The 24,069-nt window shown below is 44.2% G+C and carries 22 protein-coding genes; 18 read left to right on the top strand and 4 right to left on the bottom strand.

Annotation, left to right across the window (positions count from 1 at the left end):
• Positions 1–1,078: 1,078 nt before the first annotated feature.
• From QZT80_RS02550 to QZT80_RS02540, 3 genes are all read left to right on the top strand, one after another.
• Complete coding sequence (locus QZT80_RS02550; protein WP_295117283.1) at positions 1,079–1,735, top strand: WbqC family protein; 657 nt, start codon at positions 1,079–1,081, stop codon at positions 1,733–1,735.
• 224 nt (positions 1,736–1,959) lie between these two features.
• Positions 1,960–3,369, top strand: coding sequence for an arginine decarboxylase (locus QZT80_RS02545; RefSeq protein WP_295117281.1), 1,410 nt, complete (start codon positions 1,960–1,962; stop codon positions 3,367–3,369).
• 523 nt (positions 3,370–3,892) lie between these two features.
• A complete protein-coding gene (locus QZT80_RS02540) occupies positions 3,893–4,351 on the top strand; it encodes a nuclear transport factor 2 family protein (protein ID WP_295117279.1) in 459 nt (152 codons plus the stop codon).
• Here QZT80_RS02540 and QZT80_RS02535 read toward each other — a convergent pair whose 3' ends face one another.
• Entirely contained in the window at positions 4,352–5,170 is an 819-nt protein-coding gene (locus QZT80_RS02535) for a hypothetical protein (RefSeq protein ID WP_295117277.1), read from the bottom strand.
• 200 nt (positions 5,171–5,370) lie between these two features.
• On the bottom strand, positions 5,371–5,826 hold the full coding sequence (locus tag QZT80_RS02530; RefSeq protein ID WP_295117275.1) for an Hsp20/alpha crystallin family protein: 456 nt from the start codon (positions 5,824–5,826) through the stop codon (positions 5,371–5,373).
• A gap of 230 nt (positions 5,827–6,056) precedes the next feature.
• On the opposite strand from QZT80_RS02530, the gene QZT80_RS02525 reads away from it, so the two are divergent.
• The 15 genes from QZT80_RS02525 (at position 6,057) to QZT80_RS02455 (ending at position 20,507) form a co-directional block, all read left to right on the top strand.
• Positions 6,057–6,470 carry a BrxA/BrxB family bacilliredoxin gene (locus QZT80_RS02525; RefSeq protein ID WP_295117274.1) on the top strand — a complete coding sequence of 138 codons (414 nt, stop codon included), beginning with the start codon at positions 6,057–6,059 and terminating at the stop codon, positions 6,468–6,470.
• A gap of 170 nt (positions 6,471–6,640) precedes the next feature.
• Positions 6,641–7,951: a prolipoprotein diacylglyceryl transferase gene (locus tag QZT80_RS02520; protein ID WP_295117272.1), complete on the top strand. Its 1,311-nt coding sequence runs from the start codon at positions 6,641–6,643 to the stop codon at positions 7,949–7,951.
• A gap of 6 nt (positions 7,952–7,957) precedes the next feature.
• On the top strand, positions 7,958–8,383 hold the full coding sequence (locus QZT80_RS02515) for a hemerythrin domain-containing protein (protein ID WP_295117270.1): 426 nt from the start codon (positions 7,958–7,960) through the stop codon (positions 8,381–8,383).
• Between the two features lie 781 nt (positions 8,384–9,164).
• A complete protein-coding gene (locus tag QZT80_RS02510; protein ID WP_295117268.1) occupies positions 9,165–11,618 on the top strand; it encodes an outer membrane beta-barrel family protein in 2,454 nt (817 codons plus the stop codon).
• A gap of 152 nt (positions 11,619–11,770) precedes the next feature.
• Entirely contained in the window at positions 11,771–12,313 is a 543-nt protein-coding gene (locus tag QZT80_RS02505) for a sigma-70 family RNA polymerase sigma factor (protein WP_295117266.1), read from the top strand.
• Entirely contained in the window at positions 12,313–12,855 is a 543-nt protein-coding gene (locus tag QZT80_RS02500; protein WP_295117265.1) for a hypothetical protein, read from the top strand. The genes QZT80_RS02505 and QZT80_RS02500 overlap by 1 nt, the downstream gene beginning before the upstream one ends.
• Positions 12,839–13,900, top strand: coding sequence for a hypothetical protein (locus QZT80_RS02495; protein WP_295117263.1), 1,062 nt, complete (start codon positions 12,839–12,841; stop codon positions 13,898–13,900). Before QZT80_RS02500 ends, QZT80_RS02495 begins: the two co-directional genes overlap by 17 nt.
• Positions 13,901–14,022: 122 nt before the next feature.
• Complete coding sequence (locus QZT80_RS02490; protein WP_295117261.1) at positions 14,023–14,757, top strand: head GIN domain-containing protein; 735 nt, start codon at positions 14,023–14,025, stop codon at positions 14,755–14,757.
• A gap of 114 nt (positions 14,758–14,871) precedes the next feature.
• A complete protein-coding gene (locus tag QZT80_RS02485; RefSeq protein WP_295117259.1) occupies positions 14,872–15,363 on the top strand; it encodes a YajQ family cyclic di-GMP-binding protein in 492 nt (163 codons plus the stop codon).
• 126 nt (positions 15,364–15,489) lie between these two features.
• The gene (locus QZT80_RS02480) at positions 15,490–15,741 is read left to right on the top strand and encodes a type B 50S ribosomal protein L31 (RefSeq protein ID WP_295117257.1); all 252 of its coding nucleotides are present in this window, start codon (positions 15,490–15,492) and stop codon (positions 15,739–15,741) included.
• 69 nt (positions 15,742–15,810) lie between these two features.
• Entirely contained in the window at positions 15,811–16,986 is a 1,176-nt protein-coding gene (locus tag QZT80_RS02475) for a putative sugar nucleotidyl transferase (RefSeq protein ID WP_295117255.1), read from the top strand.
• A gap of 45 nt (positions 16,987–17,031) precedes the next feature.
• Positions 17,032–17,790, top strand: a complete 759-nt coding sequence (gene tpiA / locus QZT80_RS02470) for a triose-phosphate isomerase (protein ID WP_295117253.1) — start codon at positions 17,032–17,034, stop codon at positions 17,788–17,790.
• Between the two features lie 131 nt (positions 17,791–17,921).
• The gene (locus tag QZT80_RS02465; protein WP_295117251.1) at positions 17,922–18,524 is read left to right on the top strand and encodes a 2'-5' RNA ligase family protein; all 603 of its coding nucleotides are present in this window, start codon (positions 17,922–17,924) and stop codon (positions 18,522–18,524) included.
• A 1,039-nt stretch (positions 18,525–19,563) separates the two neighbouring features.
• Positions 19,564–19,863 carry a hypothetical protein gene (locus tag QZT80_RS02460; protein WP_295117249.1) on the top strand — a complete coding sequence of 100 codons (300 nt, stop codon included), beginning with the start codon at positions 19,564–19,566 and terminating at the stop codon, positions 19,861–19,863.
• 371 nt (positions 19,864–20,234) lie between these two features.
• The gene (locus QZT80_RS02455; protein WP_295117247.1) at positions 20,235–20,507 is read left to right on the top strand and encodes an acylphosphatase; all 273 of its coding nucleotides are present in this window, start codon (positions 20,235–20,237) and stop codon (positions 20,505–20,507) included.
• 120 nt (positions 20,508–20,627) lie between these two features.
• On the opposite strand, the gene QZT80_RS02450 is transcribed toward QZT80_RS02455, so the two are convergent.
• Both QZT80_RS02450 and QZT80_RS02445 read right to left on the bottom strand, forming a co-directional pair.
• Positions 20,628–21,767 carry a C1 family peptidase gene (locus tag QZT80_RS02450; protein WP_295117245.1) on the bottom strand — a complete coding sequence of 380 codons (1,140 nt, stop codon included), beginning with the start codon at positions 21,765–21,767 and terminating at the stop codon, positions 20,628–20,630.
• Between the two features lie 126 nt (positions 21,768–21,893).
• Positions 21,894–24,056: a M56 family metallopeptidase gene (locus QZT80_RS02445; protein ID WP_295117243.1), complete on the bottom strand. Its 2,163-nt coding sequence runs from the start codon at positions 24,054–24,056 to the stop codon at positions 21,894–21,896.
• Between the last annotated feature and the right edge of the window lie 13 nt (positions 24,057–24,069).

Below are 24,069 nucleotides of genomic sequence, written 5' to 3'. Positions count from 1 at the left end.
TAAGGGGAAAAAATGGCTGGATCTCCAATTTTGGGTATCAAAACTAGCTGTACGATTTTTCAATATCGACATGTGTTCCGCCAATTTGAGCAATTCAACTTCTGACCATTTTTAATAAAATGACGTTTCCTGATGGTAATTGTTGATATTAGTTTGTCCCGATTTGCACTGTCGTATGTAAATAATAGAGTATTTGTTTGAGCCAATTTTCGGAATTCACATCCTTAAAAATCCAGAAATAGGAGCCTGGCAACATTGATGTTATGGAGATATTTTTAAATGTCTCGTACGTCCATTACTCCATATTATATATGTCCCAAATTTTCTAAACGCCTGAAAACTTCAAGAGGTATTTAATAATTCTATAATTCGTTTAGTCAATTTTAGAAAATCGCCTACTGTCATTTTCTCCACCAGGTTCTTCAAAACGACACTTGGTATATGGAATTAATAATATGTGACAAGGTCTTTTCTTTACATCGATGGTGGCTCAAAATGGCCAAATGAACAATCTTGGGTACACACATATAAAATACCGTTACTTGTTTTTGGGGCAAAAGTGCCAATATGTCGGATTTTGGAAAGCCGCTTTTCGCCTAACATATTAGCATCTTAAGGAATGTGAAACGATCATTTTTAAACCCTCTTTTCAATCGGAGACATCACAAAACGTTTTTCGCTACCCTCCAATTTGGTCATTTAGTCGATCAAGATCAAGTCATTTCTGGCTACCTCATCTTTACTTCTTCATGAGGTAGGTCCTTCCTTTTTTGACCACCTCATTTTCCCGTTCAATTTTTCGGCTTTTTGAAAGGCTGGGGGCGGCCTGTTTGTTTAACATTTCACTTCAAGTAAAAACACTGAAAATGAATCTATTTTTCTACTAATTACTTTAGTATTTTTGCAAAGAATTCAATTTTTTGGCTGACGTTCTTTTTACTAAAGTAGCTAGCATATTAAATTTAATTCTATGAGCTGTTTTTCAATTTGTTAATACTGGGAAACGGAAGCTTAATATTTAATTTTAGATAACTGATTTCAACTGATTTTTACAAAACGAAAGCAAACTACCGTCACTATGGCAGAAGGTCAAAAAGAGGTTTCTTTATTAATTGATTCTCAATATTTTCCAAATATTGAGTACTATAAAACTTTAATTAATGCCAACGTATTAAGGATAGAGAGATATGAACACTATCAAAAAGTGAGTTTCAGGAATCGCTGTTACATTGCCGGACCGAATGGACGAATACTTTTGAGCGTTCCGCTTGTTAAAGGAAAAAATCAAAGGACGGTGATGAAGGATGTTCGCATCAGCGACACTGAAAATTGGCAGGCGCTACATTGGAAAACTTTGGTATCTGCCTACCGCCGTTCCCCCTGGTTCGAGTATTATGAAGATGACCTCCAGGGGTTGTATGAAAAAAAGTTCGAATACTTGTTGGACTGGAATATGGCCTGCTTCGACTGGTTGAATTCGAAGATCGGTTTTAAGAAGACTGCTATTTTGACAGATCGTTATGAAGACACTTCCGACCTCGACGGCACCATCGATGCCAGGGACCGGTTCGCGCCTCCGGGCGATCAGGATGAGCGACTCGGCATCACCGGTTATACCCAGGTGTTCCAGGAACGGGTGGGCTTCATTCGGAACCTAAGTATCCTCGACCTGCTGTTTTGTGAAGGGAAGCGCTCCATTGAACTGCTGTCGGCCAGCGCCAAAGAGACGTTCTAAAGTCATACAATTGTTTGATTTGTAGGAATTTAGGCAACTTAGGGGCCTTTCATAAAAAAGATGGAGATTTTTGGAAAACCAATGGAACAAAATAGTAGATTTGCAGCCTATTGCTGGGAAACGAACTTACGTAGGTGTGTAAACCAGAAGTTTCCAGCAGGAAATCAAGGACATTTATCCTGAAGTTTAGATTTTCTAATCCTTAAATTCATTCTCAGCAGTAAATGAATAACACCTACACGGATCTCGTTAACCAGACGTTCGAGTTTCCCCAGGAAGGCTTCGATGTGAAGAACAATTACCTGGAGTTCAATGGCCTGAATGTTAAGGCACTGATAGATAAATATGGTACTCCTTTCAAATTGACCTATCTCCCCAAAATCGGGATGCAGGTAAACAAGGCGAAAAAGATGTTCCAGGATGCTATCAAGAAAAATAAGTATGATGGTAATTATTACTATTGCTATTGTACCAAAAGTTCTCACTTCTCCTTTATAATGGAGGAAACATTGAAACACGGCGTACACATCGAAACTTCATTTGCATACGATATTGATATTATCAATAAATTGTATGAGAGGAAGAAAATCACAAAGGATACCTTTGTGATATGTAACGGTTACAAAACGAAAGCTTACACCCGCAGCATCGCGAAACTGGTTAACAGCGGTTTCAGAAATGTGATACCGGTGTTAGATAATAAAGAGGAGCTGGAAGACTACAGCAAACTGATACGGACTAAAGATCCGGTAAAGCTTGGTTTGAGGGTTGCAGCAGAAGAGGAGCCTTCCTTTGATTTTTATACTTCAAGGTTAGGCATCCGCTCCCGCGACATCCTGGAGTTTTATGTTGACAAATTGAAAGGTAACCCGAAGTTCGAACTGAAGATGTTACACTTCTTCATGAACAAAGGTATAAAGGACGATATCTACTATTGGAGTCAGTTTAACAGGGTAGTAAACCTGTACTGCCAACTGAAAAAGATTTGTCCCGAACTGGAAAGCATTAACATAGGTGGTGGCTTCCCGATTAAACACTCCCTCGGGTTCGAGTACGATTACGCTTATATAGTAAACGAGATCGTAGCCAATATCAAGAGTGTTTGTAAAAAGAATAAAGTACCGGTACCGGATATTTATACAGAGTTTGGTTCGTTTACAGTTGGAGAGAGTGGCGCGGTAATTTACAGCGTGATCGGAGAGAAGATGCAGAACGACCGTGAGATCTGGTACATGATAGATAGTTCTTTCATTACTACCTTGCCAGACACCTGGGGTATCGGGGAAAAGTTCCTGATGTTACCCATTAACAAGTGGGACGAGGAATACCAGGAGGTGCATCTTGGAGGGCTTACCTGCGACGGATACGACTTCTATACTTCGGAAGAACATATCAACGCGGTGTTTCTGCCCAAAGCGTCAAACGGAAAGGAAACCAAGGAGCCACTCTATATCGGCTTTTTCCATACCGGTGCTTACCAGGACCAGCTTAGCGGTTATGGCGGTATTAAACACTGTCTGATCCCTTCGCCAAAGCACGTGATCGTTGGTTACGATAAAAACGGACAATTAAAAGACTGGCTATACGCTAAAGAGCAAACAGCTCAAAGCATGCTTAAGATTTTGGGTTATTAAAAAAATGGGTTAGTAATCCACACTCGGCCCCTCGACTTTTCGAGGGGCATATTTTTTTCATATAAGCCCAAGTCCATCCATCACATTCCCATTTGCTCCCAACCACATTTTCCCGTTCTTAGTAAAAACAAAAAAGGTTCCCCAAAAACGGAGAACCCAAATTCCACAGGAAGGAGAGATGTAAAACTAAAACTTCATAGACAAAGATTGGATAATAGAACGAGATGTCGAACATTCATAGACTTCAGGACAATCAGGACATTTCAAGGTCGGGAAAAAATAGAACACACTCAAAAAATCATGGTACGGGAAAAGGACGCATTCATGGCCGGGAAAATAGAACATCACTATTGCTTAGTGTAACTCAGGATCGGTACCTGATGATGAAACAAAGGTAAGCTTGCCCCACGCCCCCGCAAATACCCGAAAGTTGTAAATTTTGTAACATTTTAACACCCCTGCTTCTAAACAGAGATCCCTTTATAAACATTGAATACTAATACATTACCTACATTTTATATTTATGAAAATTAAATTGATACTACTTTTTGTAGCGGCCTTATCTATTTCTAATGCGCTGTGGGCGCAGAATGGCGAAATAGAAAATGTGAAAACAGTTGTCAATAGGATGTTTGAAGGCATGAGGAACGGCGATAGTGCCGCTGTTAGGGCAGTTCTGGCCGATAGGATTATTATGCAAACGGTGGTTGCAGAAGATGGTGCAGAAACGCGTGTAGCCACAGGCGACGTAAATCGCTTTTTAAAGGCTGTCGGAACACCTCACACGGACGTGTGGGATGAACGTATCGAGTTTGGGCAGGTATTGGTCGATGGAAACCTGGCTTCAGTATGGACGCCTTACCAGTTTTACCTGGGAAGCAAGTTGAGTCATTGCGGGGTGAACTCGTTTCAACTGGTAAGGTTACCCGAAGGCTGGAAGATCGTATTCCTGATAGATACCAGGCGGAAGGACTGTAAGTAGTTAGTGTTTCTCTGTATCCAGGTAATTGATGGCGGTGTCGCACTGGCGCTCTATCTCGGCAAAGCATTCGTCCAGCAGTTCGGTGCGGCCGTCCAGGAACTCGGACTGGCCAGAGCGGGAGAGTCCTTTGAGGATCAGGAACTGTTTGGTTAGATTTTGGTTGATGAGGGCGGAAAACTGCTTTTGCTTTTCGATCGCCTGCAGCCTTTCAAGGGTGGCTACATTACGGTAATGATGCCCAAGCACGCGAATCATCAATAATATATAACACCCCGTAAGGAAAGGGTTAAATATATCCGAGCAGTTTTGCGAGTAGCCGGCCAGTACGGGTATTTCTATATTATTTACCCTTATATAGGCCACCAGCCCCAGGTAAAGACACAGCATCAGTCCCAGTATTAGGGCCGCACGCAGGTGGATGATGAAAAAAGCGAGTAAAATACTCAATATCCAAAGCATCGCGTACATCGGTGACACGTCCAGGTGATTAAAGAACGACGATAGCATGGTGAGTACCATCGGATTCAGTACGGTGATAACGGCAGCCGTGGTATAATACCGCTTGTTCTGTAAAATGACGAAGGAAATCAGGAAGATGCCAGCAAAGGCTGCTCCCACAGCCAGATGGAAGTAATCGTGGTTAAACAGTAACACGAAGGTAAGGGGCACCATTAATACGATATAGAAGAATGCAAAGTCGAACAGCATTTTGATCTTCGACTGCTCCAGCACGTCAGTGGTTTTGCGCAAAAGCGTTCCCACAGCGGCGTTTTCGGCTGCGTAGTAAAGGCTGACGGCAAATGATACGATCCGCTTCATAATGACAATGCTGGCTGTAGAGCTTTGTGTTCGGTTAAAATAACTTTATGGAAGGTAGACTAATTAGCAGGCAAGGGCATTCAACTTTCGTGTGAAATTATATTACTAAAATGCAGGCGGTATTGGCGGCTCCGGGGGTAGGGGCATAAAAAAGGGCCGATTCGAAATCGGCCCTACACTTCATCACTGTAATCTATCCCTTATGCAACTACAATTTCTTTCGCAGGTTCCTGCTTATTCTCTTTCTTAGGCAGGGTTACCTTCAGAATGCCATTTTCGTATTTGGCGTTAATTTGTTCCGCATCCACATTTTCGTCAAGGCTAAAGGAGCGTTTGAACGAGCGGGAGGTAAACTCGCGGCGGATGTGTTTTTCAGTTTCTTCTTTGTTCTCAGTTTTCTTTTCCACGCTGATGGTCAACACCTGTTTGTCGAGGTTCAGCTTAAAGTCAGCTTTCTCAAAACCGGGGGCTACCACATCCAGCACATAAGCTTCTTTAGTTTCCTGGATATTCACCGGTGGGTGAGCGCCGAAGAAGTCAGGAGTAGCGAAGTCGTCTTTCCAGAATTTGTTAAGACCATTGTTACCGAATACATCTTCAAAAATGTTGTTGAATGATTTCGGAGCCGGGCGTTGATTGAATTTTACGAATGTCATAGCTATAAATTTTTTAAGTTTTTTAATTGTTATCTGAGTTTTTCGCTCATTTGAAGGGTATAGATCAAACGGAATACCAGTGCCAGAAAACTGCCTAAAATTGCAGTTTTTAGGAAATGGGACAGACAAATAGTCTGAATTTCTTGTTTACGTGCGTCATTATGTCTGGTTATTCATGTTGCCACTCTATTTATTATATCATTACCTTTGCAAAAAAGGAGATTAATTATATGTACCCAGCGGAATTAGTTATGCCAAGGAAGGCAGAGTTGACCGATAACGGTTTTGAAGAATTACTGACTCCTGCAGAAGTTGAGACAGTATTGGCTAAAGAGGGCACTACCCTTGTTGTTATAAATTCAGTGTGTGGATGTTCGGCAGGCACGGCGCGCCCGGGCGTACTGATGGCGGTTGCTACCAGTGAGAAAAAGCCAGACAGGCTTACAACCAGCTTCGCAGGTTTTGACCTGGATGCGGTGCAGGAACTGCGTAAGCACCTGTTGCCTTATCCTCCGTCTTCACCATCTATCGCTTTGTTTAAAGACGGGCAGTTGGTGCATTTCATCGAGCGTCACATGATCGAAGGCCGTCCTCCGCAGATGATTGCAGGCAGCTTGTTACAGGCGTTCGACGAATTTTGTTAATTAATTTTCTCAGTAATGGCGGTTAGTTTTCCAAAAATTAGCTGCTTATATGTGAAAGGAATTTGGGATTTGAAATTTCCCTACGTACTTTGGTGGTTTGATTTTCCTGTTGATCTAATTCGGCTTTGTTCATAGGAAAGTTCAAATCACCAAACTTTTTTATTTAGCCTATGTATCCTAATCTTTATTACGCTTTCAAGGATCTATTTGGTGTTAGTATTCCCGCGTTTAAACTGTTGCAGACTTTCGGCTTCTTCGTAGCCGTAGCCTTTCTGGCAGGTGCATATGTGCTTACCATTGAATTACGCCGCCGCGAAAAGCTGGGCTTATTGCAGGGAGTAAAAGAAACCATTGAAAAAAAACAAAGTGCTTTTACTACCGACCTGGCTATCAGTACGGTGATTGCATTTTTTGTAGGATATAAGCTGATCGGACAGTTGTTATTCATGCGTACCGACGCCAGTGGCGAGGAGATGCGCGGATACTTATTATCGTTGCAGGGCAGTGTGGCCGGAGGTTTGGTGTTGGCGGCCGCTGTTGCGATCTATAAATTTGTAAAACGTCCTAAAGATGCAGCGGGCCGTGAGGCTAAAGTTGTTAAAAGTGAAGCGATCGTTATGCCGCACCAGCGCGTACCCGACATCATTGTGATGGCGGCCGTTGCAGGTTTGGTAGGCGCCAAAATATTCCATAACCTCGAGAACTGGGGCGACTTTATAGCCGATCCATGGGGTTCATTGTTTTCGGCCAGCGGACTTACCTTTTATGGCGGCCTTATTTTGGCGGCTGTGGTAATTATATGGTATGGTCGTTCTAAAAAGATATCTACCCGTCACCTGATCGATAGTGCTGCGCCTGCACTTATGCTGGCTTACGCTATCGGACGTATGGGGTGCCAGTTTTCCGGCGATGGCGACTGGGGTATTCTGAACAGTGCTTATGCGCCGGATGCCAATGGGGTAGTGCAAAAGATAAGTCCGGAACAGTTCCAGGCAAAACTGCACGAGCATGCAACCTTTTACAACAGGCAGTTCGGTAGTTTGGATGCCGTACACCATTCAGCTTTCGAAAAGCCAGGTTCACTGGGCTTTTTGCCAGATTGGTTTTTCGCATATGGTTACCCGCATAACGTGATCAACGAAGTTGCGCCTATTACTAATTGTACGCAGGCTGAGTATTGCAGCGTATTGCCTATTGCCGTTTATCCGACCCCGCTATACGAGATCATTGCCTGTCTTTTCTTTTTCGGCATATTGTGGGCCATACGCAGCAGGGTAACCATTCCCGGCGTAATATTCGGCATCTACCTTATATTTAATGGTCTTGAAAGATTCTTTATTGAAAAGATAAGGGTTAATACCAAGTACGATATCTGGCTTCACCCCACCCAGGCGGAGATCATCTCCACTTTGATGGTGTTGACGGGCATTGCGCTTATCTGGTATTGCCGTAAATTACATTTGAAAACAGCTTCCCGTTAATTCTATATGCATCGCCATCCTAAGCTTGTGCCATTGTCGCACGAGCACCAAAAGTTGTTATTTGTATGCCGTTATCTAAAAAACGACGCGGCGCCTTACGAAGGATTTCCCCTCGAGTCCAGGGCTAAGCTGGATTATGTTGTAAAAGTATTTCAGGAAGTAATGGTTCCTCATATGCAAAAAGAGGATTACCTGTTCGAGATGTGTCTTGGCAAAGACGCAGAAATAGACCAGGCCATTCGCGAGTTGCAGGAAGACCATCGCCAGATTTCCGTTATATATGGCGGTTTGCTTGAGAGTGCCGACCTGGAAGGTGATATGGATACCATTGCCCGCAGGCTGGAGGAACACATTCGCCGTGAAGAGCGTGAGTTGTATGAACTTATTCAACAACGCCTTCCTGATGTGATTGAAAGTCTGACCTTTAATTAAAACAGTTAAAATCAATATATTAGCAGTTGTCCTCCCGGGCGGCTGCTTTTCTATTTGGGGCAGGCAGTGGATTACTACTCAGCCGCCGTTGTGTCACTCCCTTCAACGGCATTAACAACATTGGGCAACTTTCAGTTTTTCCTTCACCGGGGTGTATACACTGTACGGTGTAGTTGTCGACCGTAATCCGGATTATCTCACCCGGTGTACACCTATTTTAGGACATGACACCTATTTTAGCATGTTCCCCAACCATCACTGAACCATCACCCAACCATCACTGAACCATCACTGAACCATCACCCAACCATCACTGAACCATCCGGATGCCTTTCGGACTATACTCCAAAATTCACTGAGTTGCTTCTAAACGAGTACGGTGAAAGTATCCTGGAAGTATGGAGAAGCGGAACGTGAGCGGAGGATTAGGTGTGTTTTAGCGTGTGCGGGTGTGATTGCGACAGTTTTTAGCCCAATGTTGTTACTGTCGCTGAAGGGAGTGACACAACGGAGGCCTGATAGTGGTACTTCAGTTGGCCCAAAATACTATTCAGCATTTTCTTTGTAACAAATGCTGACAAGCCTCGTCTTTAACCTGTTGATGGAAGTTATCTGACCAATTATCACTGTTTATTGACCATTTGTGTAAACTATTGTACTGGGTAATGCAAAGTACCTACCTTTACACTGTAATTGATAATAAAAGGAACTATAGCATCATTTTTACTCTATCGCCTAACTTAACAAACACTTTGTTTATCAGATTTTAAATCCGCCTTGTATGAATTGTATCTCTAAATCGTTGGCCCTGAATATGTTGCTAATTGGAGCAGCCGCAATACCGGCACTGGCACAAACACAGCCCGGCAAAGTAAACGGCAAAATCAGCCGTACCGATAGCAAACCGGTAGAGTTTGCCACCGTCACCCTGCTGAAAGCAAAAGACTCCAGCCTGGTGAAAGGAGCGGTAGCGGACCTTAACGGTAAATATGAATTTGAAGAGGTGGCATCTGGCAAATACCTGGTAGCCGCCGTAAATATGGGGATGAGGAAAAGCTTCTCCCAGCCGTTCGATGTAAAAGGTGTAACTGTAACTGTGCCGGCTATTGTGCTGGGCGAAGAGGCGAAAAACCTCAAAGAGGTGGCCGTTACTGGTAAAAGGCCTTTTATAGAACAGAAAGCCGATAAAATGGTGGTGAATGTGGAGAACAGCATTGTGGCAGCAGGTGGCACCGCCATGGAAGTACTTGAAAGAGCACCCGGTGTGCAGGTAGATAAGGATGATAACATCTCTATGAAAGGAAAAGGAGGTGTTACCGTGATGATTGATGGTAAACAAACGAATATGTCGTCCCAGGACGTTGCCCAGCTGCTAAAAAACATGCCCAGCTCTAACATTGACCAGATAGAGCTGATCGCTAATCCTTCCGCCAAATACGATGCAGCGGGCAACGCCGGGATCATTAATATCAAATTGAAAAAGAACAAGAACTTCGGAACTAATGGTAACCTGAACATTGCCTATGGCCAGGGTAAGTTGCCCAAGGCTAACGGCGGTATTAACCTTAACCACCGGAACGAACACATTAACTTATACGGTTCGTACAACTATAATTACAACCGCAACTTCGAGCGACTGGCTTTATACCGCCAGAGTACCGACCAGGGTAAAGACGTGATTTTCGACCAGCTGTCGTATATGGACAAAGAATCAGAAAGCAACAGCGGCAAAGCAGGTATCGATTATTTCGTGAACAAGAACCACACGATCGGTTTTATGGCCGATGTGAGCAAAAGAGTGTGGGAAGGCCCCAGTCATAGTTTAACCAAGATCGGCAGTCTGGTAAAACTAGATAGCAACCTGGTAACCGAAACGATGAATGACCGTGATTTTAGTCAGACCTCCTTTAACCTCAACTACAAAGGCAAACTGGATAGTACAGGTAAAGAGTTAAATATCGACCTGGACTGGGCACGCAACGACGAAGCACAGAATAACCTGATGCAAGGCTCGTTTTGGAACGGGGAAATGAAGACATACCTGCGCGGCGACACCGTGAAGAGCGCGCAGCCTTCCCGTATAGAGATCAGGACCGCAAAGATCGACTATACTCATCCCTTGAAGAACCAGGCGAAATTTGAGGCAGGCGTAAAGGTGAGCTTCGTGGAGTCCGACAATGACGCCCGTTTTGATTCGCTGAAGAACCAGCAATGGGTATTTGACAGCAACCGTTCGAACCAGTTTTTATACAAAGAGAACGTGAACGCAGCGTACATTAACTTTTCCAAACAGTTCAGGAAGCTTGGCGTGCAGGCAGGTTTGAGGGGAGAACAGAGCAATGTGAAAGGGACTTCCGTAACGACAGGCCAGGTAAACGATACTTCGTACTTCAACCTGTTCCCGAGTTTATTTGTAAGTTATGCCGCCAGTGATAACAACCAGTGGGGCGTGTCGTACAGTCGCAGGTTACAGCGCCCCAGTTACGACGACCTTAACCCGTTCGAGTTTTACCTGGACCGTTATACCAAAATATCCGGCAATCCCGGTTTGAAGCCACAGTACTCCAATAACTTCGAGTTGAACCATACCTTCAAACAGTTTTTAACCACCTCGCTGGGTTATACCCGAACTAAGGATATGATTACCAGGGTTATAGAAGCCGATGTAGACTTTAAAACCGGTGATACCACCATTTTGAAGTACAAGTATATGAACGTGGCCAAGCGTGACAACTTTAATCTCGGTATTTCAGCACCGTTCCCGATTACCAAATGGTGGAACTCCTTTGTAACCGTTTCGGCTTACTATAACAGGTTCCAGACGGTAGTAAACGGAGAGGACATAGATCGTTCGTCCGCCGGCTTCTTTGGCCAGACGCAGCAATCGTTTACTTTGGGCAAGGGCTTTTCCGCAGAGGTATCGTACAACTATACGTCGCCGCAGATAACGAACGAAGGGTTGTTCCGCATGAAAGCGATGCACTCAGGCAACATTGGTTTACAGAAACAACTATTTCAGAAGAAAGGTACGATCCGCCTGAACGTGAACGATGTGTTGAATACCAACAGGTTCAGAGGCACTTACGAGGCCAGTGGCCAGAAAATAAGCATCGGTAATAACTGGGACAGTCGCCAGGTGAGAGTGAGTTTCAGCTACCGGTTCGGTAACATGAACGTGAAAGAAGCCCGTAAACGCAGCACAGGTTTGCAGGACGAGCAAAACAGGGTGAAATAACAACACCCGCATTACAAACACCGACCTAACCAAGTTTTAGGTATATAAGGATGGATGGAGCGTGGCCTTTTCAGGTCACGCTTCTTTTTTTTACATTTATATGCAACCTTTTTTAAGTCACCCCGTCTTTATAACGAACACATTTAAATCGCTTGACTACAAACACTTTTACAGATCAGCTGGTATATCGTTGCCGACACGGTGATGTACGGGCGTACCGTGAGCTGTATGATTCATATAGTAAAGCGATGTATAATATCTGCCTGAGGATGCTGGGAAGTGCGGCGGACGCGGAAGATATTTTACAGGAGGCCTTCCTCCAGGTATTTAACAATATAGGCAAGATTCAGCAGGAAGCGAGTTTGGCCGGGTGGATCAAAAGGATCGTTATAAACCACTGCCTTTCGCAGCTTCGTAAAAAGAAAGTGTATTTCGAAGAGGTGGATGAGCTGCATGTGAGCGACGAGGTTGGGGTAGACGAGCAGCAGTTTGCTATGTCGGTAACCATGGTGAAGGAAGCAATAGCGCAGTTGCCAGACGGTTACCGCACCGTATTGAACCTCTACCTGTTCGAAGATTATTCCCATCGCGAGATCGGCGATATGTTGGGAATTACTGAATCAACTGCCAAAACACAATATATGAGAGCGAAAGAAAAAGTGAGATTGATTGTAAAGCAAAAAACTACCGCATAATGAAGTTTGAAGATTTCATACGGGAACACCGCAACGAGTTTGAGCAGGAGGGGCCATCGCCTTTGCTGTGGGAGAAGCTGGAGAAGCAGTTGCCGCTTAAACCCAAAACTGGAATTATACGCACATTGGGCAGGCATTGGTTAAAAGCCGCCGTGGCGGTGTTCCTGCTTATCAACTCCGTTTTTGTAGTGCAGTTCCTTAGTTATAAACAAAGGGCACAGCAGCAGGAGCTGTTGATACCAGAAGTAGATGAGGCAGGTGTCTATTACACCAGCCAGATAGAGCAGCGTCTTGATCAGATCAACGCTTATCCGCCCGCAGAACTTGGACTTGACAGTAGTGTTCGTCGCGAGTTGGAATTAAAGAACGACACCTATCTCATGCTTGAAAAAGAGTTACAGAACAATCCGGGTAACGAGCGCATAAGAGCCGCCATGATCCGGTATTACAAGATGAAACTCGAATTGCTGGACAAGATACTCGAAGAGCATGAGCATCATTCAACACCTAAAAAGCTACAACCGTATGCGTCTGAAATTTAAAATATTATTCCTCCTGTTTTTACCATCACTCGTGTTTGCAAAAGGCGATCAGAAGAGCGTGCGTACACTGGAAAAAAGTCTTCCGGCCAATGCATCCAACAGTTTTAAACTGACGAATAAATATGGCCGTATCACCATCAATATCTGGGATAAGAACGAGATCAATGCTAAAGTAACCATTACCGGTTTCGGTAGAAGTGAGAGCGAGGCGAAAGAAATTGCAGCGGCAGTTGTAATCGAGGAAGGCAGCGAGCATGGAGAATTATCGATTACCACCAAGTATAACCCCGGCACTAAAAGCTGGATATTTGGGAACAATAAAAACGGCAAAGAGTACGTAAACATCGATTATGTGGTGTATATACCGCGCAAGCTGAAAAACGTTACCTTGATAAACAATTTTGGTGATGTGCTGGCCCACGAACTTACATCTCCCACTTCGCTGATACTGAATTACTGTTATTTCGATATCACCGCTGCCGATGATCTTTATGGTACCATGAACTATTGCGACAAAGGCAAGATAGGAAAGGTGAATAATACAAATCTGAAGATCAACTATTCTTCCTTCAGGCTTGAAGCAGCAAACCAGATGACCATGACCAGCAACAACTGTGATTACAAGCTGGGTAATATCGGTACACTGAATCTAAAATCAAATTACGACGACTTCAAGCTCGAACGGGCGAAAAAGATAACCGTGACCGGTAACTATACCGACCTGAATATCGGGCATCTCGAAAGCGAAGGATCATTTAACGTAAACTACTCCGACATCAATATCAAAACATCCGGCAGCGATTTCAAATCTCTTCTTTTCTCGGGCAATTATTCCGATGTGCATATGGGCATAGTAAAGAATCTACCGGTAAAAATCGAAGGTTCATTTAACTATGGAGAAATAAGCACAGGCGGTTTATCGATGAAAAACGTGCACACCGTGAAAAAGGGTACGAAGGTAGAATATAGCGGTACTGCAGGTGACGGTTCGGTAACCATGCAGCTGAAAGGCAACTACTCCGATGTAACATTAAAAACAGAATAACCGGGCGGCAGCTACCGGTTACGGATGCAGGGCACTTCGCCATTCTGCGCTGTACCCGTCACCGGGGCTGTCACCCGTCACAATAGAAACGCCATTCTAAAACCTCATCAAAATTCTACATCATGAAATCACAAGATCAAAACTGGTATTATTGGTTTGCGCTTGCATTATCCATCTTGTTTTTCTCTTCCTTCAGGCAGGATAACGAGCGTGTAAACGGTAATGGAAATATCAAAAAGGAAGTGCGTGATGCGACCAATTTCAATGGCATTTCCACCTCCGGTAATTACAAAGTGTACATCAAGCAGGGAAGTACCTATTCCGTGCAGGTAGAAGCCGATGAAAACCTGTTGCCTTACATTGTGGCCGAAGTAGATGGTAACGACCTGGAAATTCATGTAAAGAAAGGTTACAGCATCAATCCCAGCAAACCTGTTAATGTATATGTAACCACAAAAGATCTGAAAGAATTATCAGCGAGTGGTAAAGGAGGTTTTTTTAGTGACGGGCGTTTCCGCACCGACAAACTGGAGGTTTCGCTCAGTGGCAGCCTGGAGAGCGACCTGGATGTGGAGACCGATAGGCTCGAAGTGAACCATTCAGGCTCCGGCAACCTGAAGTTTAAAGGCAAAGCCACTAAAAGTGAGATCAGCCTGTCCGGCAGCAGTACGATAGATGCCCATGATCTTAACACCAGCGAGTCGGAAGTAGCTATTTCCGGTAGCGGTAATGTAAGGGTGCATGCCGATAAGAAGCTGGAAGTTTCCGTATCCGGCTCCGGTAACGTGAAATACAGCGGTAACGCAGTCGTTTCCCAGTCCGTATCCGGCCGGGGAACGATCAGGAAAGAGGGATGATATCATCAAAGTATAAATGTGTTCAGGAAAAGCAGGCGATTTGCCTGCTTTTTCTTTTATCTTTGCATTCGCAGAAATCTGCAACTGATACCATTAAACTAAAAACATTCAAGAATGCCGTCCTTTGATATTGTTAGCAAGATAGATGGGCAAACGCTCGACAATGCGATCAATACCGTGAAGAAAGAGATCACTACACGTTTTGATTTCAAAGATTCGCATGTTAGCATAGAGCTCAACAAAAAAGATAATAAACTGGTGATAGAGACTGAAAGCGACATGAAGCTGGAGCAGGTACTTGACGTACTGATCAGCCGCAGCATGCGCCAGGGGGTAGACGCTAATGTGTACGACCAGAGCAAAGAACCTTACCAGAGCGGTAAAGTGCTTAAAAAAGAGATCAACATTCGTAATGGTATTAAACAGGAAGATGCCAAAAAGATCGTGAAACTGATCAAAGACTCCGCTACCAAAGTACAGGCTGCCATTATGGACGATATTGTACGTGTTACCGGTAAGAAAATAGATGATTTACAAGAAGTTATAGCACTTTTGAAGGGCGCGAACCTGGGTATTCCGTTACAGTTCGTGAACATGAAGAGCTAATTATTTTTCACCCGGAAATGCAGAAGGGAAGGGGATTGAATCAATTTGATTAAAAAAGAGTCAATTTGATAATGAATTTCTAAAAATAAGTTTTACCTTTGCAGTCCGTATTTACAAATTATTGATATGAAACAGGGAATTCATCCGGAAAATTACAGATTTGTTGTATTTAAAGATATGTCTAACGGCACAAGCTTTCTGAGCCGTTCTACCACTCCTTCCAAGGAAACAGTGAAATGGGAAGATGGTAACGAATATCCTATAATCAAACTTGAGATCTCCAATACATCTCACCCGTTCTATACTGGTAAAAACGTGTTGGTGGATACTGCAGGTCGTATCGACAAATTCAATAAACGTTACGCAAAAAAGGCTTAATCAGTCCTTTTTAAATAATTATAAGATCCCATCGGTTATCATATCGATGGGATTTTCTATTTTTAGCCGATGGACCCTAATTATATCCTTTTTGACACACCAGACCGCGACTTGTTATTCCCGTTCACCCACACCCGGCCATCGGCCGCTTGTCGCGTCGGTTTACTTTCCCTGCAACAGAAGTGGGCGTATTTGCTGGGCGCAAGCCTCAGTCATTTTACGATCGATTACCTGCAACCTAAGTTTCCCCTGGTCACCGGCGGCAAAGAAGCGGTGAACATCCTGCTGAACGGGCATGTGCTCCCTACAGAAGAGTTTGCGGCCGTAGTGAAAGGCATGGAAACCGGAGATGAGATCTATAAAGACGGCAGTTTGATAGCCAAGGCCGTGAGCGGCCTCGATTTTCTGCAGTCGGTCAATGGCAAAAGAAAGGATTTTCCGGGCGAATTGCGCCGTATGGACCATCCCTGGCACATTTTTCAGCTCAACGACTACGGTATTCGCCAGGACTTTAAAATGCTCACTAAGGGCCGTAAATCAGCGGCTATATCAAAGACTAACCAGGTAATTTCTCCTGAAAACGTTTTTATTGAGGAAGGAGCGAATGTGGAGTGTAGCGTGCTGAATGCCAGTACAGGACCAATTTACATCGGCAAAAATGCCCAGGTGATGGAAGGTTGCCTGATCCGCGGCCCTTTAGCTATGGGCGAGGGGGCGGTGTTAAAGATGGGGGCCAGGATATATGGCGCTACCAGCATTGGGAATTACTGTGTGGTAGGAGGAGAGGTGAAAAATACCGTGTTCTTCGACTATTCCAATAAGGGCCACGACGGTTACCTGGGCGATGCAGTAATAGGAGAATGGTGTAACCTGGGCGCCAACACTAATTGTTCCAACCTGAAAAACAATGCCCGCGAAGTGCGCGTATGGATGGAAGGAAGGAAAGAAGCCTGGCCGGCAGGAATGAAATGTGGGGTATTGATGGGCGATTACAGTCGTTGCAGCATTAACACCATGTTTAATACAGGCACAGTAATCGGTGTATCAAGTAATGTTTTTGGCAGTGATTTTCCTCCTAAATTTCTGCCCTCCTTTAGCTGGGGAGGCAGTAGTTATGGGCCTTACAGGGTAGAGGAAGCCATCAGGGATGCTGCATCCTGGATGTTATTAAAGGGAAAAACGATGGCAGACATGGAAAAGAGCATACTGACGTATATCTTTGAGCTCCAAACGGGCCAAGCCTAACGATCGATAACAATCACAAACGCATAAAATTCCATTTATCAAACAATGAGAAAGAAAATTGTAGCAGGCAACTGGAAAATGAACCTGACGCTGGCGCAGGGAGAACAACTGATCAATGATATTGTGGCAGCAGGTGTAAAGCTGGAAGATGGTCAGGAAGTAGTGGTATCAGTACCGTTCCCTTACCTCGTTAAGGCTAAATCACTTTTGCAGCACCAGCCGGGCTTTTACGTAGCCGCTCAAAACTGTGCTGCTGAGAAATCAGGTGCTTACACCGGCGAAGTATCAGCAGAAATGCTGAAATCAGTGGGTACCGATTACGTAATCCTTGGTCACTCCGAGAGAAGAGAGTACTTCAAAGAGTCGAACGAAGCACTGGCTAAGAAAGTAGACCTGGTACTGGCAAACGGCCTGAAACCTATCTTCTGCTGTGGCGAGCCGTTAGAGATCCGCCAGGCAGAAACACAAAACGATTATGTGGCTAAGCAGCTGGAAGAGAGCTTGTATCATTTGTCTGCAGAGCAGCTGAAGGATGTGGTGATCGCTTACGAGCCGATTTGGGCGATTGGTACCGGTTTAACCGCCAGTGCCCAGCAGGCGCAGGACATGCATGCATTTATCCGTGCGCAGATCGCTGGTAAATATGGTCGTGAAGCGGCATTGGGACTTTCCATCCTTTATGGAGGAAGCGCAAAACCGGGTAATGCGAAGGAGCTTTTTTCGAGTCCTGATGTAGACGGAGGTCTGATTGGCGGCGCGTCTCTGGTAGCTGCTGATTTTGTTGCGATCATCAAAAGCCTGTAAATAAATAGCTTAGGTTGCGTTCCTTAAAAGCGCAACCTTTTTTTAGTATTATTTGCTAAAATTATTAGTATTTACCAAAATAGTTAGTATATTTGTACTGTCAATTTGCTGATCGATAAATCATAATGATTATGAAAGAAGAAGCACTGTACGATTATTTATTGGTAATTAACCCGGATGCGCAGACAGCAGGGGATGTAAGTCGTTTTAAGGGGCTGATAGCGAATGAGATCGGGTCATACACCGGGTTACATTCAAAGGCGCATATTTCACTTTTCCGTTCGGAGTTTCCCGATCGTTACGAGGACACATTTACAACGTTGCTGGAGAGGCTCGCTAATGAATTATCCGGGTTTACGATTTATACTTCAAGGATAGATTATTTCAAGCATGGGGAGCAGAAGCGTACCATATATGTGAACGTGGCAAACCCCAAGCCGTTAGAAGAGTTGCACCGCCGCATTCTGCAATTGTTCGAACTGAAGGTGAATAGTTTTAAGCCACATATCACGCTCGCGCGGGCTATTCCGACAGCATCGTTTAACCAGGTTTATCCGCATTTTGAGAATAAGTTATTCGTTCGCAGTTTTCATTGCCAAAGTTTCATTTTACTGAAGCGTCCTGTTACGGGCGGCGTTTATGAAATAGCGCATGAATTTGTGTTCGGTAATCAGGAGGCAGCCGATGGGCCACTGTTTCATCGTTCCGATTCTCAGCACGAGCATGCAGCTTAGTGTTGAAGAAGTGCGGCGAGTAGGTTGTTGGCAGGAATAGGTGTATCGTTCTGGCTTTTCATAAGATGATTATTTTGTGTGGATCTGTTATTGAGCGGGTGGTGCGATTGTTATTTGCTTTTGTGAGATAGTTTGATTGCTGGTACGCTGCAAGTCATGATCTTTCATGCGAGTATAGTCATGATGCGATTGTTCTTTGCTTTTGTGAGATAGTTTGATTGCTGGTACGCTGCAATTCAATATCTTTTGTGCGAGTATGGTCATAGTGCGATTGTTCTTTGCTTTTGTGAGATAGTTTGATTGCTGGTACGCTGCAAGTCAATATCTTTTGTGCGGGTATGGTCATAGTGCGGTTGTTCTTGCTTTTGTGAGATAGTTTGGCTGCCGGTAGGCTTCAATTCATGGATCTTTTGTGCGGGTATACTATAGTGCAAATCGTTCTTTGCTTTGCGAGATAGTTTGATTGATTGTACGCTGCAACTCATGGTCTTTTTGCGAGTATGCTAATAGTACAATTGTTCATTATCTGCCACAGATAGTTTGGTTGCGAATGCCCCGCAGTCCATGGTGTCCGTTAATTGTTTTGCTAATATTGTCGATTGATCCATCAGAAAGCTGATAATATTCACAAAGCTTTATCCGGCATCTTTATATAAATCATTGTGTGTTAACATAGCAATAGTTCTATTTTATCACTCCAAATATTTCCTTTTCTTATTTAAAAAGATAGATGCAGTTATGCCGATCTGGAATAACTGATGGGATAGATGTGCGCTGTTGTATAAATATAGTAAGAGGACTATTTATTTCACTACTGAATGCTGAAGTTGATAGCTATTGCTGATATACAATTTGTCAATCAGGTAGTAGTACAAAATCATAAGTAAAAACTATTTCGGGGAAATAAGCAGCCTGGCGGTGTATACACCAAACTTATATTCCAACCCCCATAAAATATTTCAATTTTGCCATGAAGACAAACAAGTTAACCACTGAAAGACACAACTTTTTTTAAACTATTAACTGATAATTGTGCGGTATGGAATGGGTATCTATTAAACCATCGTATACAAATGGAACAGCAGCATCAACGCAGGAGCTTGAGGTGTTCTCCCAATTGGCGAAAGCCGGATTTCATCTGGAGATGATGCGACGCAACGTCAACCCTGCCGTAGTTGAATATTTTTACTTTCATCCACTTCTACATATACAGGTTCATGAAGTTCAGGAGCCCGAAGGTGACACTTCCCAGTTCTTTATTTTTTATCCCGATGGCCGTACTGCTTTCGTAACGGAGGCAACGCAGCTACAGGAAAAATTATCTGTCTCCCGGCATTGAATAGGCTGTTTTTGGTGCCGACGGGACAGTAGGGAGATCATTGTAATGGCCGGTACGGTAAAGCCGTCCGGTCATTGCAAACTCCTTCCGGCGCCTGGCTTTAAACCGCCCCCTAAATATTTGTCATTTCTCCATCCATATATGTCCTTACCCTATACCATTCATTTTGAAGGTAATTCGTGAATGTAAACCCCTATGTTTTTCATTCCTATATAGCCCTTCCAACATCAAAAGCTGTGGCTCTTCCCCAAGGCCGTTTGCTTAAATAGCCGGATGAACCTGGTTTTGTCCGGCTATTATTTTTGTTGGCGAAGCAGCTGTTTCCTATCTTGTTACAATGCATATCCATAGCTAATAAATAATCAAGGTATATGATCATACACAACGAAATCATTTTAAAAGGTCGGGTACAGGGCGTCTATTTCCGGGCTACCGCCAAATCGGTGGCGGAAAGCCTGAATGTAAAAGGCATCGTAAAAAATACCCCTGAAGGTCACGTGTGGATAGCGGCAGAGGCACCAGCTGATGTACTCACGGAATTCTTTGACTGGTGTAAGCAGGGGCCTATATCTGCCGAAGTAGCCGAGTGGGAGATAATGGAAGGGCCTGTTCAGCATTATCCCGACTTTGTGATCGGGTATTAAACGAGATGTGTGAGAATAAAGGATGGTGTTAAGAATTGCGTAAACTACCGCTTCATTCCATCATTGCCCCAAATAAAAAAAGAGGCTGCATAGCCTCTTTTTTAAAGTTTAAAACGAGTATTATTTAATGCCCAGCTTAGCAAGCAATGCTTTATCCAGAGAGGATTTAGGAACGATTACTGTGATGGTGTTAATGGCAAAGTAAGGTTCAGAAACGTAAATGTAGCCTTCTTTCGGAGACTTGGTTCCCCATGAGTTCTTCACCACGAAATAGTCTTTCCCCTTTTTGTCTTTCCCCAACCCGGTAATGTGCATCAGGTGATCGTCCTGTGTAACCAGCGCCTGATAAAGCTGCTGGCGGTATTCGGGCGTAACCTGCTGCTCGGTAATGTCAGGACCAAAGCCTGTCGCTTTTGGAATGCTGTCGCCAGCGGGAGAAAGCGCATAACCTTTACCCATCTGGAATCCTTTATTGCTAACATCCGCATCCCACATTACTGTGTATCCTTTATCTACAGAGCGTTTCACCGCCCCTACAAACTCGCTCAAAGGCAGGTTGTAATAAGCACCGTTCGAAAAGTTATCAGGTACTTCTACTACAAAGGACTGATAAAAAGGATGATGGGTGAAGGACGTAAGATTCACATAATCGCTCTCGTTAAACTTCAACACCTCTTTAGCGTAAGTTTGTGCAGTATAGTTTTTGCCTTTATACTCAAAGCTGGCAGGTACTTTACCCATCGCATCGTCCATGATATTTTCCACCCCCTGCTCCCAGTTAGCAGGAAGGGGCTTTTTAAGCTTTAGAACGCTGTCGAGGTAAGTTTTGAGGGAAGCGACCATTTTGCCATGATTGTGCGCTGTTTGGCCATTTGTAAGCCCGGAATACACGCTTTCCGGCACAACACCGTACTTACCTATCGCCCTGATTACATCGTGCCCCAGACCGCCTTCGTCAAAACGGGCGTAACCCTGCCGCAGCACATAATTCTCCGCCTTCTCGCGGTAAATGTTCCGCACGGTGAACATTTCCGAAATATCGGGCTGATCTTCTCCCTTACGTATACACTCAGATTCTACGAGGGAAGTAGTGGAGAAACACCAGCAGGTGCCTGTCATATCCTGGCTTTTCACCGGGGTGGCCTTGTGGCTTTTTGTAACGGTTACTTCGTTGCCCGTTGTAATATTAACCTGGTTTTCCTGCGCCAGTAGTGGGAGGGATGTTCCCATACAGAGCGTCAGAATGATTTCTTTTCTCATAGCTGGCATGTATTTGCTGTAACTGTTTTGTAGGATTAAAGATAAGGAAATGTAAAGAAAACGCCGCAGCCTTTACAGGTGCGGCGTTCTAGAATGGCGGAAAAAAAGATTTATGGGTTTGGGCGGTTAATCGTTAATGCTTACGCTCAGGTTATCACCATTCTGGGTAATATGTACATGGCGGCCTTTAAAGTAGCGTGCATATTTCTTCAATACCTCGGGCGATTGTTTAGCACCGTCGATATACAGCACGCCGTTTTTCTTTTCGGCATCAAATTTTTGGCTGGAGTTGATCAGTTTGGCTTCCTGTAGCTCCTTGCCCAGTTCGTTGTAATTCACATCGTTCTTAGAGCGTTTTTCTTTGCGGGCTGATTCTGCTTCCTGGCGGGCACGGTCGCTTTCAGCCTTTATCTGATATTCGTTCATTTTCGATGCTTCCTCACCATGTTTAATGGTTTTTTCTATCATCTTTTGAATTTCTTCCGAATTAAGGTCAGGCATGTTTTTTATCATCTCTTCCTGTATCTTAATGTCGCTCTTGCTTTGTTCCAGGGCTTTACGCATTTCTCCGTTAATCTGCTCCCAGTTTATGTCCTTAAATGCTTTAAGGGCATTTTCGTTCACTGTTTTCCAGTCAATCTCTTTATAGGCTTTCTGGATGTTTTCATTCATTGTTGCCCAGTCGATGTTTTTGTAAGCTTCGGCAATTTCTTTATTGTGTTTTGCCCAATCAATTTCTTTAAGGGCTTTGCCGGCTTCTTCATAGGCTTTTTTGAAATGCTCGCTGTTGTCCTTCCACAGCTTTTCTGAATCTTTATAAGTTTCACGGAGTTTTTCAGCAGTCTTGCGGGCTTCCTCGGCGGTCTTACGCATTTCCTCCTGTGTTTCCTGCATTTTCAGAAATTGTTCCTGCATACGTTCACGATCTTCTTCCGGCATGTCTTTAATGCTGTTATACTCCCTGATGTTGCCGTTGCTGTCTTTTATTCTTATTTTTTTAGGCAGTGTATCAAAGGGGAAATCGAGTGGCGAAAGGAGAGCGAGCGGTTGAAAAATATTGATCGGCGCAGCCTGTATGTTGGCCAGCGCTGCCAGGGGCAGTGGTGGTTTTGGTGCACCGGGCGGAGCGGGCACGACTGCACAATCTTCAGTGCTTACGATAGCTTCTTCACAGGCATCCGATATCGGAGAAACAGGCAACATGCTGTCTGTAATACCTACGCTTTTTTTCTGCGGTTGTTTTACTTTTTTCTCTTTTTGAGATGGATTGAGCCATGCGATTGACGCAACGCCAGTGAGTATGATCAGTAACGCCAATAGTTGCTGGCTATAGTTACGGTGACTAGTTTTCATTTCCATGATTCTTTTGATGCGGTGAAAAAGGAATTGTTTATTGTCCGCAATCGCCATGGCCATGGGGTTGGTGGTAAGACGATATTCTTCCAGTGCCACCAGGGCTTTAGCGTAATGCAGTGGCTGTACGGTACTGGCAATTACCAGGTCGTCGCAGCAATGTTCCCTCTCAATACGGATGTTTTTAGATATCCACCATATGAAAGGATTGAAGAACAGGATCGTTTCAACAATTGTTTGGAAGATATTCAACAGGTAATCATGGCGCTTAATGTGAGCCAGCTCGTGCAACAGGATGGCTTCGAGCTGATCGGTACTCAGGTTGTTGATCATAGCGGCAGGCAAAAGTATGAGTGGGCGGATAAAGCCGATCATCACCGGTACCTGAACTGACGAAGAAATATGCAGCTGTACTTTTTTATTGACGCCCAGCCGGGTAGCCAGCATTTTAAGCTGTTTTTCCCATTGGGTATCGATCTGAAGCATCGCTGCACGGCGTACCTGCTGTAGCTGGGCCAGGTCTAACACCAGTTTGATAGTCATGACCGCAACGCCTACAACATATATGCCTACCAGTACGGGAAAGTAAACCTCCATACCCGGAAACAACCATTTCAGATTATTGGCGGGTGCCGCCGCAGGTAATTGCGCTACCTGCATATCTGCTATTAGCGGATTATTTGCCACAAAATGCATTACTAATTGTGACTCTCGTATGGCCAGCATTTGTTGCCAAAAAGTGGCGACAAACCAGGTGAAGATACCCGCCAGTGACAGGAACGACAAGTGGTATTTAGCTGCGGAACTGGCCGCCGGCCATATTTTAAGTACAATTCTCAAACACGCAAACACAACAAATGCCTGCCAGAATGAGTGTAAAAGCGTCCATCCGAAGGCACGGATGATGTCTGTGGTAAAAGGAAGCAGCGAGGTCATGGCAAAAAATTTA

Origin of the sequence: uncultured Chitinophaga sp. (assembly GCF_902168175.1) — a bacterium.
Taxonomy (GTDB): domain Bacteria; phylum Bacteroidota; class Bacteroidia; order Chitinophagales; family Chitinophagaceae; genus Chitinophaga.
This window is presented reverse-complemented; position numbering and strand designations above follow the sequence as displayed.